The sequence below is a fragment of the Sphingomonas sp. Leaf407 genome (genome assembly GCF_001425385.1).
GTDB lineage: Bacteria > Pseudomonadota > Alphaproteobacteria > Sphingomonadales > Sphingomonadaceae > Sphingomonas.
Window position 1 is genome coordinate 485501 of sequence record NZ_LMQO01000003.1, and the last position, 14177, is coordinate 499677.

The following is a 14177-nucleotide window of genomic DNA, read 5'->3' on the forward strand; positions in this document are numbered from 1 at the left end:
TTAGGAGATTATCATGGCCAAGGAACCCAAGACGACCGGTACGACCGGCGCTGCCAAGGGCGGAATTGCAAAGCCGGTGACGCCTTCGGCGGACCTCGCGAAGATCACCGGATCGGACCCGTTGCCCCGCAGCGAAGTCGTGAGCAAGATGTGGGAATACATCAAGAAGCACGATCTGCAGGATCCCAAGGACAAGCGCCAGATCCTCGCCGACGAGACGCTGGAAAAGCTGTTCGGCAAGAAGTCGTGCAGCATGTTCGAAATGAACAAGCTGCTCAGCGCGCATATGAAGTAAGCTGGTCGAGGGCATCCGCTCTCTTTCGGTTTTATCGACGCCGCTTCGGGGACAGGCCCCGGGGCGGCGTCGTTCGTTTCGGTGCATCGCGCCGGACCGATTGCCCGCGCCCCGGTCGTGCCGATCGCCACCGCTTCGGAAAGGATGTCCATGAACGAGAATTGCACCGCCGATCGCCCGAGCTTCGTCACCCATCTCGAATGTTCGCTGACCGGCGAGCGCTACCCCGCCGACCAGCTCCACGGCCTGTCGCGCGCCGGGCGGCCGCTGCTCGTACGCTATGATCTGGACGCGGTCGGCCGTGCATTGTCGCGCGACACGCTGGCCGCGCGGCCGACCGATCTGTGGCGCTGGCGCGAACTGCTGCCGGTGCGGGATTCCGGCAATATCGTCACTCTCGGCGAGATCGAGACACCGCTGATCGAACTCGCCGCCGAACCCGGCCGGCCGATCGTCAAGGACGAGGGGCGGCTGCCGACCGGCTCGTTCAAGGCGCGCGGGCTGGTGATGGCGGTGGCGATGGCGAAGGCACTGGGCGTGAAGCGCATCGCCATGCCGACCAACGGCAACGCCGGCGCGGCGCTCGCCGCCTATGCCGCGCGCGCCGGCATCGCCACGACCATCTTCTGCCCGGCCGACACCCCCGAGATCAACGTGCGCGAGATCGCGATGCAGGGCGGTGATGTGTGGCGGGTCGATGGCCTGATCGACGATTGCGGCGCGATCGTCGGGAAGGGCGCGGCCGAGGGGCTGTGGTTCGACTTCTCGACGCTGAAAGAGCCGTACCGGATCGAGGGCAAGAAGACGATGGGCCTCGAACTCGCTGCGCAGCTCGGCTGGACGTTGCCCGATGCGATCTTCTATCCGACCGGCGGCGGCACCGGGCTGATCGGCATGTGGAAGGCGTTCGACGAGCTGGAGGCGCTGGGCTGGATCGGATCGCAGCGGCCGCGCATGTATGCGGTGCAGGCGTCGGGCTGCGCGCCGATCGTCAAGGCGTATGACGACGGCGTCGAACATGCCGATCGCTGGGAGGACGCCCACACCGTCGCCGCCGGCATCCGCGTGCCGCGCGCGGTTGGCGACTTCCTGATCCTGCGCGCGGTCCGCGCAAGCGGCGGCCGCGCGCTGGCGGTCGACGACGACGCGATCCTGCAAGCGGTCGACGACACCGCGCGGCACGACGGGCTGCTGCTGTGCCCCGAAGGCGGCGCGACGCTGGCGGCGTATCGCGGCGCGCTGGCCGACGGGCTGGTCGGGGTGGAGGAGCGGGCGGTGCTGTTCAACTGCGCCACCGGCCTCAAATATCCGATGCCGCCCGCCGAGCAGTTCCTGTCGAAAGACGCGCCGATCGATTTCGATCGCTGGCGGTAGGGGGCGTTCAGCAGCGCTGCCCTCTCCCCTGAATAGGGGAGAGGGATACCGCAGCTTGCCAGCTCGCTGGCTAGCGCAGGTTGGGTGAGGGGCGAAGCGAGCCGAAGGCTCGCATGCCGCTCCCTCTCCCAGCTCCGACTAGGCCTTTGCTTGTGCAAAGACCAAGTCTGCGCATCCCTATCCCCTTGTCAGGGGGAGAGGGAGCAGTAGCGTTACCGCCCCGCCGCGTTCGCCGCGCTCAGCGCCGCGCGGACCGTCGCGGTGGCCACATCGCCGTCGATGCCGACGCCGAACACCCGCCGCCCGTCGGGCAGGGTGCATTCGAGATAGGCCGCCGCCTGCGCATCCGCGCCGTGGCCGATCGCATGTTCGCTGTAATCGACCACGTCCATGTCGACGCCGCCATCCTCGCGCAGCGCCGCGAGCAGCCCCGAGAGCAACCCGTTGCCCTTGCCCGAGATCGCGCGCTCCTCACCGTCCAGCCGGACGCGCCCGACGAAGGTGCGCGGCGGCCCGCCGCCCGGCGCATGCGTTTCGGCATAGTCGATCAGCGCATAGCGCTCCGATCCGTGCGGCAGATAGGCTCCGGCGAACGCGGTCCAGATGTCGGCGGCGTTCAGCTCGCGGCCGAGGTCGTCGGCCATCTGCTGGACGTGGCGGCTGAAATCGGCCTGCAACCGCTTGGGCAGTTTCAGCCCCTTGTCCTGTTCGAGCACCCACGCGACGCCGCCCTTGCCCGACTGCGAATTGACGCGAATCACCGCTTCGTAGCTGCGGCCCAGGTCGGCGGGATCGATCGGCAGATAGGGGACTTCCCACAGGCCGTCGTTGCGCAGCGCCTGCGTCGCCATGCCCTTCTTGATCGCGTCCTGATGGCTGCCCGAAAAGGCGGTGAACACCAGATCGCCGGCATAGGGCGTGCGCGGATGGACCGGCAGGCTGGTGCAGTAATTGACCGTGTTGACCACCTCGTCGATGTCCGACAGGTCCAGCTTCGGGTCGACGCCCTGCGTGTAGAGGTTCAGCGCGACGGTCACGAGATCGCAATTGCCGGTGCGCTCGCCATTGCCGAGCAGGCAGCCCTCGACCCGGTCGGCCCCGGCCATCAGCCCCAGTTCGGCCGCCGCCACCCCGGTCCCACGATCGTTGTGCGTGTGCAGCGAGATGACGACGCTGTCGCGGTTCGGCACGTTGCGGCAGAACCATTCGATCTGGTCGGCATAGATATTGGGCGTCGCCGCCTCGACGGTCGCCGGCAAGTTCAGGATCAGCGGCCGGTCCGCCGTCGGCTGCAACACCTCCATCACCGCCGCGCAGACCTCAACCGAGAAATCGAGTTCGGCGGTCGAGAAGGTTTCCGGGCTGTATTCGAAGCGCCAGTCGGTGTTCGGGCGCTTGCCGGCCTCGTCGCGCAGCACCTTCGCGCCGGCGACGGCGATCGCCTTCACCTCGGGCCGTTCCATGCCGAACACGATCCGCCGCCACGCCGGGCTGACCGCGTTGTAGAGGTGGACGATCGCCTGTTTCGCCCCGTCGAGGCTCTCGAAGCTGCGCTCGATCAGGTCGCGGCGCGACTGGGTCAGCACCTGCACCCACACGTCGTCGGGGATGCGATCCTGCCGGACGAGGCCGGAAATGAAATCGAACTCGGTCGCCCCGGCCGACGGGAAACCGACCTCGATCTCCTTCAGCCCGACCTTCAGCAACAGGTCGAAGAACCGGTTCTTCTTCTCCGCGCCCATCGGATCGATCAGCGCCTGATTGCCGTCGCGCAGGTCGGTCGAAAGCCAGCGCGGCGCGCGGGTGATGGTGCGCGACGGCCATTGCCGGTCGGGCAGGGCGATGGCGGGGAAGGGGCGGTATTTGGTCGAAGGATCGCGCAACATGGTGTCTTCAGCCTGTCAGGGGCGCATCGCTCATGGGTGCGCCGGTATCTGCCTTAGGGTTCGATACTCCCTCAGGGAAGGCGCACGCCGGTGCGTTCCTCCCCTAAGGGCGGCTAAGTCGAAGAAGGCGGAGCGTCTGCCCGATCATGGCGGTGATGTGGCGGCTCGGCGCGCGATTGTCCAGCGCGATCGGCGCGCGGGCGCGGAAACCGGCCAAAGGTGCCGCACCCAGCGTGCGCGGCACCTTCGACGGGTTGGTCAGGCTGGCGGCCTGAGGGGGCCAGGGGAGCGGCAACGCTTCCCCCGGCAATGCTTATGCGCCGACGAACGCGGCGTTGATCGTCAGGTCGACCTTGTCCGACACGGCGGGCACGGCATAGCCCAGACCAAACTGGCTGCGCATGATGCTGCCGGTCGCGGTGAAGCCGACATTGGCCTTCTTGTTCATCGGGTTCTGGCCCGCGCCCATGAAGCGGACGGTGAGCTGCACCGGCTTGGTCTGGTCCTTGATCGTCAGATTGCCGGTCATCATCCAATGGTCGCCCATCGGCTGGATGCGGGTCGAGACGAATTTGGCGGTCGGATAGGTCGCCACGTCGAAGAAATCCTTCGACTTCAGATGGCCGGCGAACTGCGGGCTGGTAACGCTCAGCGTGTCGGCAACGTTGAAGTCGATCGTGACCTTGCTGGCCGCCGGGTTCTTCGGATCGATCGTCGCGCTGCCGCCGGTCGCGCCGAACAGCCCGTCGAGCATCGTGAAGCCCATGTGGTTGACCTTCCACGCGACCTGCGTGTGCGCGGTGTCGACGGTGTAGGTGCCGGCGGTAACGCGCGACTTGTCGGGTGCGCCGGGCATCTGCGCGACGGTGGGAGCGGCGACCGCGAACAACGTCGCGGCAAGGATCAGGGGGGTGCGCATGGGAAAAGCTCTCCGGTTCGAAGGCGAAAGGATATGCCGCCCTTGTCGGGGGCAGGGACCTTCGGGTCAAATACCGGATGCGAAACGATCGGTTTCGTGGTTGGTGCCGTGGTGGAAAGGGTCGGTACGGTGGCAGGCGCAGTAGATGCGCGCCCGTTCACGCCCTTCTTGCGAAGGCCTGTCCACATGCACGCCGTCATTCCGGCGGAGGCCGGAATCCATTGTGTCGGGTGCTGTCGATCGATCCGCGACCGTGCCGCGTCCATGGGTCCCGGCCTCCGCCGGGACGACGGACGTGGATAGCCGCAAACCATCCGTCGTTCCCGCGCAAGGGGGGAACCCATATCCGCAGCGTTCGTGCTGGAGCCGAAACGGCAGCGTCCATGGATTCCCGCCTTCGCGGGAAGGACGGGCGCGCATGCGGCCCGCCCGCCCGTCGGTCGCGGCAAAGCCGCGCCCCGAAGGGCGGGCTTTGTCGCGCCAGCCGGTCGAAGAATTTGACGGTGCAGCGTTGCCGCTGCGCCGATCAATTCTTCGACTGATCCACCAGCTTGTTTGCCCCGATCCATGGCATCATCGCGCGCAGTTCGGCACCGGTCTTTTCGATCGGATGCGCCGCCGCCTGCTTGCGCGCCGCCTTCAGCTCGGGCTGGCCGGCGCGGTTGTCGAGCACGAAGTTCTTCACGAAGCGGCCCGACTGGATGTCGGCCAGCACGCGCTTCATTTCCTTCTTCGTCTCGTCGGTGATGATGCGCGGACCGGTCACGATGTCGCCGTACTCGGCGGTGTTCGAGATCGAATAGCGCATGTTGGCGATGCCGCCCTCATACAGCAGGTCGACGATCAGCTTGGTTTCGTGGAGGCACTCGAAATACGCCATTTCGGGGGCATAGCCCGCCTCGACCAGCGTCTCGAACCCGGCCTGGATCAGATGGGTGACGCCGCCGCACAGCACGGCCTGCTCGCCGAACAGGTCGGTTTCGCATTCCTCGCGGAAGTTCGTCTCGATGATGCCCGACCGGCCGCCGCCGACGCCCGACGCATAGGCGAGCGCGATGTCGTGTGCGTTGCCGCTGGCATCCTGATGGATCGCGACTAGGCAGGGCACGCCGCCGCCCTTCACATATTCGCTGCGCACGGTGTGGCCCGGGCCCTTGGGCGCGATCATGATGACGTCCACGTCGCTACGCGGCTCGATTAGCCCGAAGTGGACGTTCAGCCCGTGCGCAAAGGCCAGCGCCGCGCCGGGCTTCAGGTTCGCGTGAATGTCGTCGGCATAGATCGCCGCCTGATGCTCGTCGGGCGCCAGGATCATCAGGATGTCGGCCCAGCCAGCGGCTTCGGCATTCGGCATCACCGTGAAGCCGGCACCTTCGGCCTTGGCGGCGCTGGCCGAACCGGGGCGCAGCGCGATGGCGACGTTCTTCACGCCCGAATCGCGCAGGTTCTGCGCATGGGCATGGCCCTGCGAGCCATAGCCGAGGATCGCGATCTTCTTGTCCGAGATCAGGTTCAGATCGGCGTCGCGATCGTAATAGACACGCATGATGATTTCCCTTTGCAGATGATGGCGTCGTCCGGTTCGGCGACGCGAATAGATTTCAGGCGGCCTCTCGTCCGCGGGCGATGGCGGCGATGCCGGTGCGGGCGACCTCGACCAGCCCGACCTGCGCCATCAATTCGGTGAACTTGTCGATCTTTTCGATCGATCCCGTCACCTCGAACACGAAGCTCGATACCGTCGCGTCGACCACGCGCGCGCGGTAGACTTCGGCGAGGCGCAGCGCCTCGATCCGGTGCTCGCCGGTGCCGACGACCTTGACCAGCGCCAGCTCGCGCTCGACATGCGCGCCCTGCACCGTCAGGTCGATGACCTTGTGGACCGGCACCAGCCGGTCGAGCTGGGCGATGATCTGTTCCATCACCGGCGGCGACGCGCTGGTGACGATGGTGATCCGGCTGACCGCCTTGTCGGCGGTGATCTCCGACACGGTCAGGCTCTCGATATTATAGCCACGCCCCGAGAACAGCCCGGCGATGCGCGCGAGGATGCCGGGTTCGTTGTCGACGAGCACGGCCAGCGTGTGCCGTTCGGTCTGTTCGGTCTTAATGTGCATGGGTTCTACCGTGGAAGATCGATTGTGACGGCGTGCGTCGGGATCGGCATGAGAAGAAGAATGGCGAGAGCGGAAAGTGTCACGATCAGACTGACGACGCCCCACACCGTCTGCCCTGCGGCAAAGTCGCGGTACGTGCGAACGGCACAGTAGATCGTGACGACGATCAGGAGCCATGCCTGGCTCTGCACCATCGCCATCACACCAGCGCCTTGGCCTCGTCGTCCATCTCGCCCGACACTTCGTTGGCCTGCAGGATCATGTCGGTATGCGCCGCACCCGACGGGATCATCGGGAAGCAGTTGGCGAGTTTCGCGACCATGCAGTCGACCATCACCGGCCCGTCATGGTCGAGCATCGCCTGAATCCCCGCGTCCAACTGGTCCGGCCGCTCGATGCGGATGCCCTTCCAGCCATAGGCTTCAGCCAGCTTCACGAAATCGGGCAGCGAGTCCGAATAGCTGTTCGAATAGCGCGAGCTATAGGTCAGTTCCTGCCACTGGCGGACCATGCCCATATATTCGTTGTTCAGGATGAAGACCTTCACCGGCAACCGGTACTGCGTCGCCGTCGCCAGTTCCTGAATGTTCATCTGGATCGACGCTTCGCCCGCGATGTCGATGCACAGCGCCCCCGGATTGCCGAGCTGCGCGCCGATCGCGGCGGGCAGGCCATAGCCCATCGTGCCGAGACCGCCGCTGGTCAGCCACTTGTTCGGCGCCTCGAACCCGAAATGCTGCGCGGCCCACATCTGGTGCTGGCCCACCTCGGTCGACACGATCGGCGCGCGATGCTTGGTCGCCTCGTACAGCGCGCGGACGGCGCGCTGCGGCATGATTTCCTTGGCATTTTCGGGGAAGTCGAGGCAGCGCTTGGCGCGCCAGCCGTCGATCTTGCTCCACCACGCCGACAGGTCAGGCTTGGGATGCTGGCGTGCCTTCCACACCCGCACCATATCCTCCATCGCATGGCCCGCATCGGCGATGATGCCCAGATCGGCGCGGACGATCTTGTTCACGCTGGAGCGGTCGATGTCGATATGGACCTTGCGGCTGCGCGGGGAAAAGGCATCGAGCCGCCCCGTCACCCGGTCGTCGAAGCGCGCACCGATGGCGACGACCAGATCGGCCTCGTTCATCACCATATTGGCTTCATAGGTGCCGTGCATGCCGAGCATGCCGAGCCACTGCGGGCTGGACGCGGGCAGCGCGCCCAGACCCATCAGCGTCGACGTGACCGGCGCGCCGGTGATCCGCGCCAGTTCGCGCAGCAGTTGCGACGCCGCCGGCCCCGAATTGATGATGCCGCCGCCGGTGTAGAACACCGGACGCTCGGCCGCCGCCAGCATGTCGACGACCTGCTCGATCTGCGCACGATCGGCCTTCACCTTGGGGCGATAGGTCTTGTGCTGGATCGGGCCGGGCTTGGTATAGCGCGCGGTCGCGACCTGCACGTCCTTCGGAATGTCGACCACGACCGGGCCGGGGCGGCCGGCGGTGGCGATATGGAACGCCTCGTGGATGATATGGCCGAGCTTGCCCGGGTCCTTCACCAGATAATTATGCTTGCAGCAATGGCGCGTGATGCCGACGGTGTCGGCTTCCTGAAACGCATCGGTGCCGATCAGCGCGGTCGGCACCTGTCCGGTGATGACCACCATCGGGATCGAATCGAGCAGCGCGTCGGTGATGCCGGTGATCGCGTTGGTCGCACCGGGGCCGGAGGTGACGAGCACCACGCCGGGCTTGCCGGTCGAGCGGGCATAGCCTTCCGCCGCATGCGTCGCCGCCTGTTCGTGACGCACGAGGATATGCTTGATCCGGCTATGTTCGAACAGCGCGTCATAGATCGGCAGCACCGCGCCGCCGGGATAGCCGAAGACGACCTCTACGCCGAGGTCGACCAGCGCTTCGACCAATATGTCGGCTCCGCTTTTCTCGGGCATGGGACGGCTCCTTCACTCACACGATTTCGCAGGCGCGATAACAGATTTGGAGTGGCGTCGCTAGTCGCATGAAACGTGCGTGTCAACCATCAATTGCGTAATATAATGTCGAACTTTGCAGATAATGCGCATGTTTCGGTTTCACCGATGCGAAGCCAATCGCCCGGCGGCTGATTGCGGAACCAGGTGTATTGCCGCTTGGCATATTGCCGCGTCGCTGCCCGCGCCCGCTCCAGCGCCGCGTCGCGGGTCAGCTCGCCGCTCAGCCAGCCCGCCACCTCGGCCACGCCGATCGCCCGGCGGACCGGCGCATCCGCGCCGATGTCGTCGCGGGCGAGCAGCGCCGCCACTTCGTCGCGCGCGCCATGGTCGAACATCTGCGCCAGTCGCCGGTCGCACCGGTCGGTCAGCCAGTCCCGGTCGGGCAGCAGCAGAAGGGCGCGCAGGTCGATCTCCGCGCCGATGCCGCCCGTGCGGTCGCGCTGCCAGTCGGCAAGGCTCCGTCCGGTCGAGCGCACCACCTCCAGCGCGCGCGCCACCCGCGTCGTATCGCTGGCCAGCAGCCGCGCGGCGGCGGCCGGATCGGCCTGGGCCAGCGCGGCATGCGCCTCGGCGACCGGCAGCGCGCGCACCGCCGCGCGCACTGCCGGGTCAATGTCGGGCACCGGCGCGATCCCGTCGAGCAGCGTGCGCAGATACAACCCGGTCCCGCCGACCAGCACCGGCAGCTTCCCCGCCGCCAGCACCTCGCCCACCACCGCCGCCGCGTCGCGCGCCCATGCCGCGGCGGAATAGGCGTTGGCCCCGTCGACATGGCCGAACAGCCGATGCGGCGCGCTCGCCGCTTCCTCAGGGGAGGGGCGGGCCGACAGCACGCGCAGGTCGCGGTACACCTGCGCGCTGTCGGCGTTGACGACCACGCCGTCGTGCGCCTGCGCCACCGCGATCGCCAGCGCGGACTTGCCGCTGGCGGTCGGGCCTGCGATGAGCGCCACCCTCGGACGGTCAGGAGATTTCGCCATGTTCATCGCCACGCTGATAGCAGCCGAATCGATCGCCGAGCGCGATATTTCCGATGCGGTGGCCCGCATGGACGACCTCTGTGGAGTCTCCGAGTGGCGCTGGGTCGAAGTAGGCCGCGTTGCCGACATTTATTTCAAGGAGGACCCGGCCTGGGCCGATGGCGTTCTGTCGCCGTGGTTCGACCGGACCGACGTCGCGATCCAGCCTGCCGCCAATCGCGAAAAGAAACTCCTCATCGCCGACATGGATTCGACGATGATTACCGTCGAGTGCATCGACGAACTGGCCGATTACGCCGGGATCAAGCCGCAGATCGCCGACGTCACCGAACGGGCGATGCGCGGCGAACTCGACTTCGCCTCGGCACTCGACGCCCGCGTCGCGCTGCTGGAGGGGCTGGAGGAAGCCGCGATCCAGCGCTGCCTCGACGAACGGGTCACGCTGATGCCCGGCGCGAAGACGCTCATCCAGACGATGCGCGCACGCGGGGCCACGACGATCCTCGTCTCGGGCGGCTTCACCCGCTTTGCCGAGCCGGTCGGGCACGAACTGGGCTTTCACCGCATGATCGCCAACCGCCTGCTGATCGAGGACGGCCGCCTGACCGGCAAGGTGCGCAAACCGATCGTCGATGCGACCACCAAGGAAGTGACGCTGCTCGCCGCGATCGACGAACTGGGCATCGATCCGGCCGCCACGCTGGCCGTCGGCGACGGCGCCAACGACCTGCCGATGATCCGCCGCGCGGGATTGGGCGTGGCCTATCACGCCAAGCCGATCGTTGCTGCCGAAGCGGCGGTGCGCATCGACCACAACGACCTCACCGCGCTGCTCCACATTCAGGGCATCCCGCGCGGCGAGTGGGTCGAGGGCTAAGGCAGCCGAACTCCCCTCCCTGACAAGAGTTTCGGGTCGGTCATGCCCCCGGCATGACCTGAACAGTGCGGGGCACTGTTCACCCGAAACTGGGCTGGGGGTGGGTAGGCTCGTGGCAGGCGCTGTCGTACCCTCGCAGGCCGACCCACCCCCGACCCCTCCCTTGTCAGGGAGGGGAGAGGCCAAACCCGCCCGTTCCGACCCCGATCGCCTGACGCCAGCGCCGTGAAGATCAGCGCTTCACCGCCACGCACGTCGTCGGCCGGATCGCGCCACACGCCCGCGTCGCTTCCGCGCTCGAAGCAAACGGGCCGATCTGCAATTTGGTAATCCCGCCTGCCGCCTCGAAATAGGGTTGGCGACCGGCGAACTTGCCCGACACCTGCGACCACAGCCCGCGCGCGTTGCCGGCATCGCGGAACGCGCCGAGCTGCACCCGCCAGCCACCGTCGCGCACCGCTGCGGCCGGGGCAGGGGCGGCAGGCTTCGGGCGAGGCGCGGGAGTCGCTTCCGCCACCCGCGTCGGGACAGGGCGGGGCGTGACCACGCGCGGCGGGACCGGACGCGCCGTCGCCGTGCGCACCGGCTGCGTCGGCAACCGGCCGGCGCCCGCTTCCAGATCGCGCGCCATCGCCAGCGCCGCCTGCCGGTCGGGCAGGGGGACATAGCGGTCCATCTCGGCCAGCGTCGATGCCGCCTGCGGCAGCCCGGCCGACGACGCGCGCGTCATCAGCGCATAGGCCCGCCGCCAGTCCTTAGGCACCGAATCGCCGTTGAACAGCATCGTCCCCAGCACGAACTGGCTGCGCGGCTCGCCGCGCGTCGCCGATTTCTCCAGCCATTGCACCGCATCGGCGCGCTTGCCGTTCTGGAACAGGATCAGGCCGTAATTGTCCTGCGCCTGCGGATGGCCCTGCTGCGCCGCCTTGGCATACCATTGTTCGGCCTGCGCCAGATCGAGCGGTACGCCACGGCCCAGCTTGTATGCCTGCGCCAGATTGAACTGCGCATCGGCATCGCCGCCGATCGCCGGCTGGCGCCATTCGCGCACCGCCGTGGCCCAGTCGCCGCGCGACCAGGCGTCGACCCCGGCCTTCACATCGGCGATCGCCGGTGCCGCCAGCACCGCCGCACCCATCGCCAGCCAACCGTGTACGCGCATCGAAATTCCCCTTGCGATCGGGGCGACCGTACCAGCGGTTCACCATGTTCCGCAAAGCCTTTCCGGTGGATGGCGCGCCCGCGTTAACGCCTTTTTATCCCGCCGCTGCGACAACGGCGCTGAACGGACACAGGGATACGACAGCGGCATGCGCGTTCTGGCGGTGGCATCGCAAAAAGGCGGATCGGGCAAGACGACCTTGTCCGGCCACCTTGCCGTGCAGGCCGAACGGGCCGGCTGCGGGCCGGTCGTGATGATCGACATCGATCCGCAGGGGTCGCTGGCCGACTGGTGGAACGAACGCACCACCGATCTGCCCGCCTTCGCCCAGACATTGGTCGCGCGCCTCGCCGCCGATCTGGAAACGTTGCGCGCGCACGGCTTCAAGCTGGCGGTGATCGACACGCCGCCGGCGATCACCATGGCGATCCAGAGCGTGATCGCCGTCGCCGAACTGATCGTCGTGCCGACCCGCCCCAGCCCGCACGATCTGCGCGCGGTGGGGGCTACCGTCGATCTGTGCGGTCGCGCCGGCAAGCCGCTGGTATTCGTCGTCAATGCCGCGACGCCGGGCACCCGCGTCACCACCGAAGCGACGATGGCCTTGTCGCAGCACGGCACGGTCGCCCCGGTCATCGTCCATCACCGCGTCGATTTCGCCTCGTCGATGATCGACGGCCGCACCGTCATGGAACTCGACCCCGATTCGAAATCGAGCGCCGAGATCGCGCAACTGTGGACCTATCTCCACGACCGGCTGGAAAAGAATTTCCGCCGCACGGTGTTCGCCGTGCCGGCCGCGCCCGCCGGTGCGCTCGGCTTCGGCCGGCGGGGCATGGGGCAGGGCTGATGGCACCGATCGATCGCCCCGCGCCGCTCGTTCCCGGCCTGCTCGCCCGCAGGGGCGAGGCGCGCCCGGCGATGCGCCCCGGCGGCATCGCCGGCATGCTGGTCGAGGACGACGACCTCGGCTGGAACGATTTCGGCCAAAGTCCCGACCCGCGCGCCGAACTGCCCGCCGTGCTGCAACAGCGCGCGCAACTCCAGCAATTGACGCTCGGCAGCGATGCCGTGCCGGTCGCCCCGCCCGAAGGGGAAGTGGCGGCGCTCACCCTGACGCTCGACCCTGACCGGCTGTGGCGCCTCCGCCTCGCCGCCGCCGCGCGCGGCCTGTCGGTCGAGGCGTGGCTGGTCGATGCGATCGACCGGCTCCTGCCGCCGCCCTCCGACCCCTCGTCCACTCCCGTTTCCGATGCTCCGAAGGTGCAGCCATGACCAACCGCCTGTTCGTCTCGATCGGCCTTGCCACCGCCATGCTCGGCGGCTCGCTCGGCATCGTCGCCATGGGCACCGGTGCGGTCGCCGCCGGCGGGGATGCCGCCGCGCCGCGCCTCGCCGCCAAGGCTGCCGCGATGCTGGGCAAGGACAAGGGCGCGCAGGCGGTCGGCTTTGCCGAACAGGCGGTGGCGCTCGCCCCGCGCGACGCGAGCTACCGCGCGCTGCTCGGCCGCGCCTATCTCCAGGCCGGGCGCTTCGCCTCGGCGACGCAGGCGTTCAGCGATGTGCTGGCGCTCGACCCCGCCGACGGCCGCGCCGCGCTGAACCTCGCGCTGGCGCAGACCGCGACCGGCGACTGGGTCGGCGCACGCGGCACGCTCACCGCCCACGCCGAACGCATCGCGCCCGCCGACCGGGGCCTCGCCCTCGCGCTCGCCGGCGATCCGGCCGGCGGCATCGCGCTGCTGGCCCAGGCCGCGCGCGATCCCGCCGCGACCGCCACCGTCCGCCAGAATCTCGCGCTCGCGCTCGCGCTCGACGGCCGCTGGATCGAGGCGCGCTCGGTCGCCTCGGTCGACATGGCCCCGGCGCTGGTCGATCAGCGGCTGGTCGAATGGGCCGCCTTCGCCCGTCCGGGCAACGCCGCGCAGCAGGTCGCCGCGCTGCTGAAAGTCACCACCGCCGAGGATCGCGGCCAGCCGGTGCAACTGGCGCTGGTCGCACCCGCCGATCCGGTGGCAGTCGCTGCCGCCGATCCCGCGCCCACCGCCGTCGCAAGCGTCGATCCGGCACCGGTCGAGGGTCTGCAAACCGTCTCCCCCGCGCCGGTTCAGGTCGCGACGGTCGAGGTCCCCCGCCCGGCGATCAGCTTCGCTCCGCGCCGCGAGATCGTGCAGGCGCTCCCCACCGCCTACGCCAAGCTCGCCGCCGCCGCCGCCCCGGCCCGTATCCAGACGGCTTCCGTCCCGGCGAAAGGCAATTATTACGTCCAGCTCGGCGCCTATGAGAACGCCGCCGTCGCGCGCGACGCATGGGCGTGGATCAGCCGCCACGTCCCCCGCCTCGCCGGCCACGCGCCGCAGGGGATGCGCGCGACGATCCGGGGCAATGCCTATTACCGGCTGTCGGTCGGCGGCCTCGCCCGCGCCGATGCCACCGGCCTGTGCGGCACGCTGCGCGCATCTGGCAGTCGCTGCTTCGTCCGCGCCCATGCCGGCGAGCAACTCGCCGTCTGGGCGCGCGGCGGCAACCAGGTCGCCGCGCGCTAAATCCTTTTCCCGAGCCTCTCCCAGGAGGAGGCGG

Annotated in this window: 15 protein-coding genes; 7 read left to right on the plus strand and 8 right to left on the minus strand. The window is 68.2% G+C overall.

Features of this window, described 5'->3' with window-relative positions:
• The first annotated feature begins 13 nt into the window (after window positions 1-13).
• Together ASG37_RS11705 and ASG37_RS11710 are read left to right on the plus strand one after the other, a co-directional pair.
• Window positions 14-295, plus strand: coding sequence for an SWIB/MDM2 domain-containing protein (locus ASG37_RS11705; protein ID WP_055760049.1), 282 nt, complete (start codon window positions 14-16; stop codon window positions 293-295).
• 150 nt (window positions 296-445) lie between these two features.
• Window positions 446-1669 (plus strand): threonine synthase, encoded by a 1224-nt coding sequence (locus ASG37_RS11710; RefSeq protein WP_055760051.1) that lies wholly within the window; start codon window positions 446-448, stop codon window positions 1667-1669.
• A gap of 212 nt (window positions 1670-1881) precedes the next feature.
• On the opposite strand, the gene leuA is transcribed toward ASG37_RS11710, so the two are convergent.
• A complete protein-coding gene (gene leuA / locus ASG37_RS11715; protein ID WP_055760054.1) occupies window positions 1882-3555 on the minus strand; it encodes a 2-isopropylmalate synthase in 1674 nt (557 codons plus the stop codon).
• A gap of 146 nt (window positions 3556-3701) precedes the next feature.
• Between leuA and ASG37_RS18150 the strand changes: the two genes are divergently transcribed.
• Window positions 3702-3830, plus strand: a complete 129-nt coding sequence (locus tag ASG37_RS18150; protein WP_268795741.1) for a hypothetical protein — start codon at window positions 3702-3704, stop codon at window positions 3828-3830.
• Window positions 3831-3868: 38 nt separating this feature from the next.
• Here ASG37_RS18150 and ASG37_RS11720 read toward each other — a convergent pair whose 3' ends face one another.
• The 6 genes from ASG37_RS11720 to miaA form a co-directional block, all read right to left on the minus strand.
• The gene (locus tag ASG37_RS11720) at window positions 3869-4474 is read right to left on the minus strand and encodes a YceI family protein (RefSeq protein WP_055760056.1); all 606 of its coding nucleotides are present in this window, start codon (window positions 4472-4474) and stop codon (window positions 3869-3871) included.
• A 526-nt stretch (window positions 4475-5000) separates the two neighbouring features.
• Entirely contained in the window at window positions 5001-6020 is a 1020-nt protein-coding gene (gene ilvC, locus ASG37_RS11725; protein ID WP_055760059.1) for a ketol-acid reductoisomerase, read from the minus strand.
• A 55-nt stretch (window positions 6021-6075) separates the two neighbouring features.
• Window positions 6076-6591, minus strand: a complete 516-nt coding sequence (gene ilvN / locus ASG37_RS11730) for an acetolactate synthase small subunit (protein WP_055760063.1) — start codon at window positions 6589-6591, stop codon at window positions 6076-6078.
• A gap of 5 nt (window positions 6592-6596) precedes the next feature.
• Window positions 6597-6791 carry a hypothetical protein gene (locus ASG37_RS11735; protein WP_055760066.1) on the minus strand — a complete coding sequence of 65 codons (195 nt, stop codon included), beginning with the start codon at window positions 6789-6791 and terminating at the stop codon, window positions 6597-6599.
• Entirely contained in the window at window positions 6791-8536 is a 1746-nt protein-coding gene (locus tag ASG37_RS11740) for an acetolactate synthase 3 large subunit (RefSeq protein WP_055760070.1), read from the minus strand. The genes ASG37_RS11735 and ASG37_RS11740 overlap by 1 nt, the downstream gene beginning before the upstream one ends.
• Window positions 8537-8625: 89 nt before the next feature.
• Complete coding sequence (gene miaA / locus ASG37_RS11745; RefSeq protein ID WP_055760073.1) at window positions 8626-9564, minus strand: tRNA (adenosine(37)-N6)-dimethylallyltransferase MiaA; 939 nt, start codon at window positions 9562-9564, stop codon at window positions 8626-8628.
• On the opposite strand from miaA, the gene serB reads away from it, so the two are divergent.
• Window positions 9557-10435, plus strand: coding sequence for a phosphoserine phosphatase SerB (gene serB / locus ASG37_RS11750; protein ID WP_055760076.1), 879 nt, complete (start codon window positions 9557-9559; stop codon window positions 10433-10435). The two genes, miaA and serB, sit on opposite strands and share 8 nt — an antisense overlap.
• Before the next feature lie 232 nt (window positions 10436-10667).
• Here the strand turns inward: serB and ASG37_RS11755 are convergent, their stop codons facing one another.
• The gene (locus tag ASG37_RS11755) at window positions 10668-11597 is read right to left on the minus strand and encodes an SPOR domain-containing protein (protein ID WP_055760081.1); all 930 of its coding nucleotides are present in this window, start codon (window positions 11595-11597) and stop codon (window positions 10668-10670) included.
• Between the two features lie 148 nt (window positions 11598-11745).
• Between ASG37_RS11755 and ASG37_RS11760 the strand changes: the two genes are divergently transcribed.
• The 3 genes from ASG37_RS11760 to ASG37_RS11770 are packed head-to-tail and all read left to right on the plus strand — an operon-like array spanning window position 11746 to window position 14143.
• Window positions 11746-12447: an AAA family ATPase gene (locus ASG37_RS11760; RefSeq protein ID WP_055760084.1), complete on the plus strand. Its 702-nt coding sequence runs from the start codon at window positions 11746-11748 to the stop codon at window positions 12445-12447.
• Window positions 12447-12872, plus strand: coding sequence for a hypothetical protein (locus tag ASG37_RS11765; RefSeq protein WP_055760086.1), 426 nt, complete (start codon window positions 12447-12449; stop codon window positions 12870-12872). The genes ASG37_RS11760 and ASG37_RS11765 overlap by 1 nt, the downstream gene beginning before the upstream one ends.
• Window positions 12869-14143: an SPOR domain-containing protein gene (locus tag ASG37_RS11770; protein WP_055760088.1), complete on the plus strand. Its 1275-nt coding sequence runs from the start codon at window positions 12869-12871 to the stop codon at window positions 14141-14143. The genes ASG37_RS11765 and ASG37_RS11770 overlap by 4 nt, the downstream gene beginning before the upstream one ends.
• Window positions 14144-14177: the final 34 nt, after the last annotated feature.

What these genes read in the sequence shown, in the direction of transcription:
- ASG37_RS11720 (WP_055760056.1), bottom strand. Translation starts at nt 4,474, where the DNA reads ATGCGCACCCCCCTGATCCTTGCCGCGACGTTGTTCGCGGTCGCCGCT.
- ASG37_RS11710 (WP_055760051.1), top strand. Translation starts at nt 446, where the DNA reads ATGAACGAGAATTGCACCGCCGATCGCCCGAGCTTCGTCACCCATCTC.
- ASG37_RS11740 (WP_055760070.1), bottom strand. Translation starts at nt 8,536, where the DNA reads ATGCCCGAGAAAAGCGGAGCCGACATATTGGTCGAAGCGCTGGTCGAC.
- ASG37_RS18150 (WP_268795741.1), top strand. Translation starts at nt 3,702, where the DNA reads ATGGCGGTGATGTGGCGGCTCGGCGCGCGATTGTCCAGCGCGATCGGC.
- leuA (WP_055760054.1), bottom strand. Translation starts at nt 3,555, where the DNA reads ATGTTGCGCGATCCTTCGACCAAATACCGCCCCTTCCCCGCCATCGCC.
- ASG37_RS11755 (WP_055760081.1), bottom strand. Translation starts at nt 11,597, where the DNA reads ATGCGCGTACACGGTTGGCTGGCGATGGGTGCGGCGGTGCTGGCGGCA.
- ASG37_RS11760 (WP_055760084.1), top strand. Translation starts at nt 11,746, where the DNA reads ATGCGCGTTCTGGCGGTGGCATCGCAAAAAGGCGGATCGGGCAAGACG.
- ilvN (WP_055760063.1), bottom strand. Translation starts at nt 6,591, where the DNA reads ATGCACATTAAGACCGAACAGACCGAACGGCACACGCTGGCCGTGCTC.
- ASG37_RS11765 (WP_055760086.1), top strand. Translation starts at nt 12,447, where the DNA reads ATGGCACCGATCGATCGCCCCGCGCCGCTCGTTCCCGGCCTGCTCGCC.
- ASG37_RS11705 (WP_055760049.1), top strand. Translation starts at nt 14, where the DNA reads ATGGCCAAGGAACCCAAGACGACCGGTACGACCGGCGCTGCCAAGGGC.
- ASG37_RS11770 (WP_055760088.1), top strand. Translation starts at nt 12,869, where the DNA reads ATGACCAACCGCCTGTTCGTCTCGATCGGCCTTGCCACCGCCATGCTC.
- serB (WP_055760076.1), top strand. Translation starts at nt 9,557, where the DNA reads ATGTTCATCGCCACGCTGATAGCAGCCGAATCGATCGCCGAGCGCGAT.
- ilvC (WP_055760059.1), bottom strand. Translation starts at nt 6,020, where the DNA reads ATGCGTGTCTATTACGATCGCGACGCCGATCTGAACCTGATCTCGGAC.
- miaA (WP_055760073.1), bottom strand. Translation starts at nt 9,564, where the DNA reads ATGAACATGGCGAAATCTCCTGACCGTCCGAGGGTGGCGCTCATCGCA.
- ASG37_RS11735 (WP_055760066.1), bottom strand. Translation starts at nt 6,791, where the DNA reads ATGGCGATGGTGCAGAGCCAGGCATGGCTCCTGATCGTCGTCACGATC.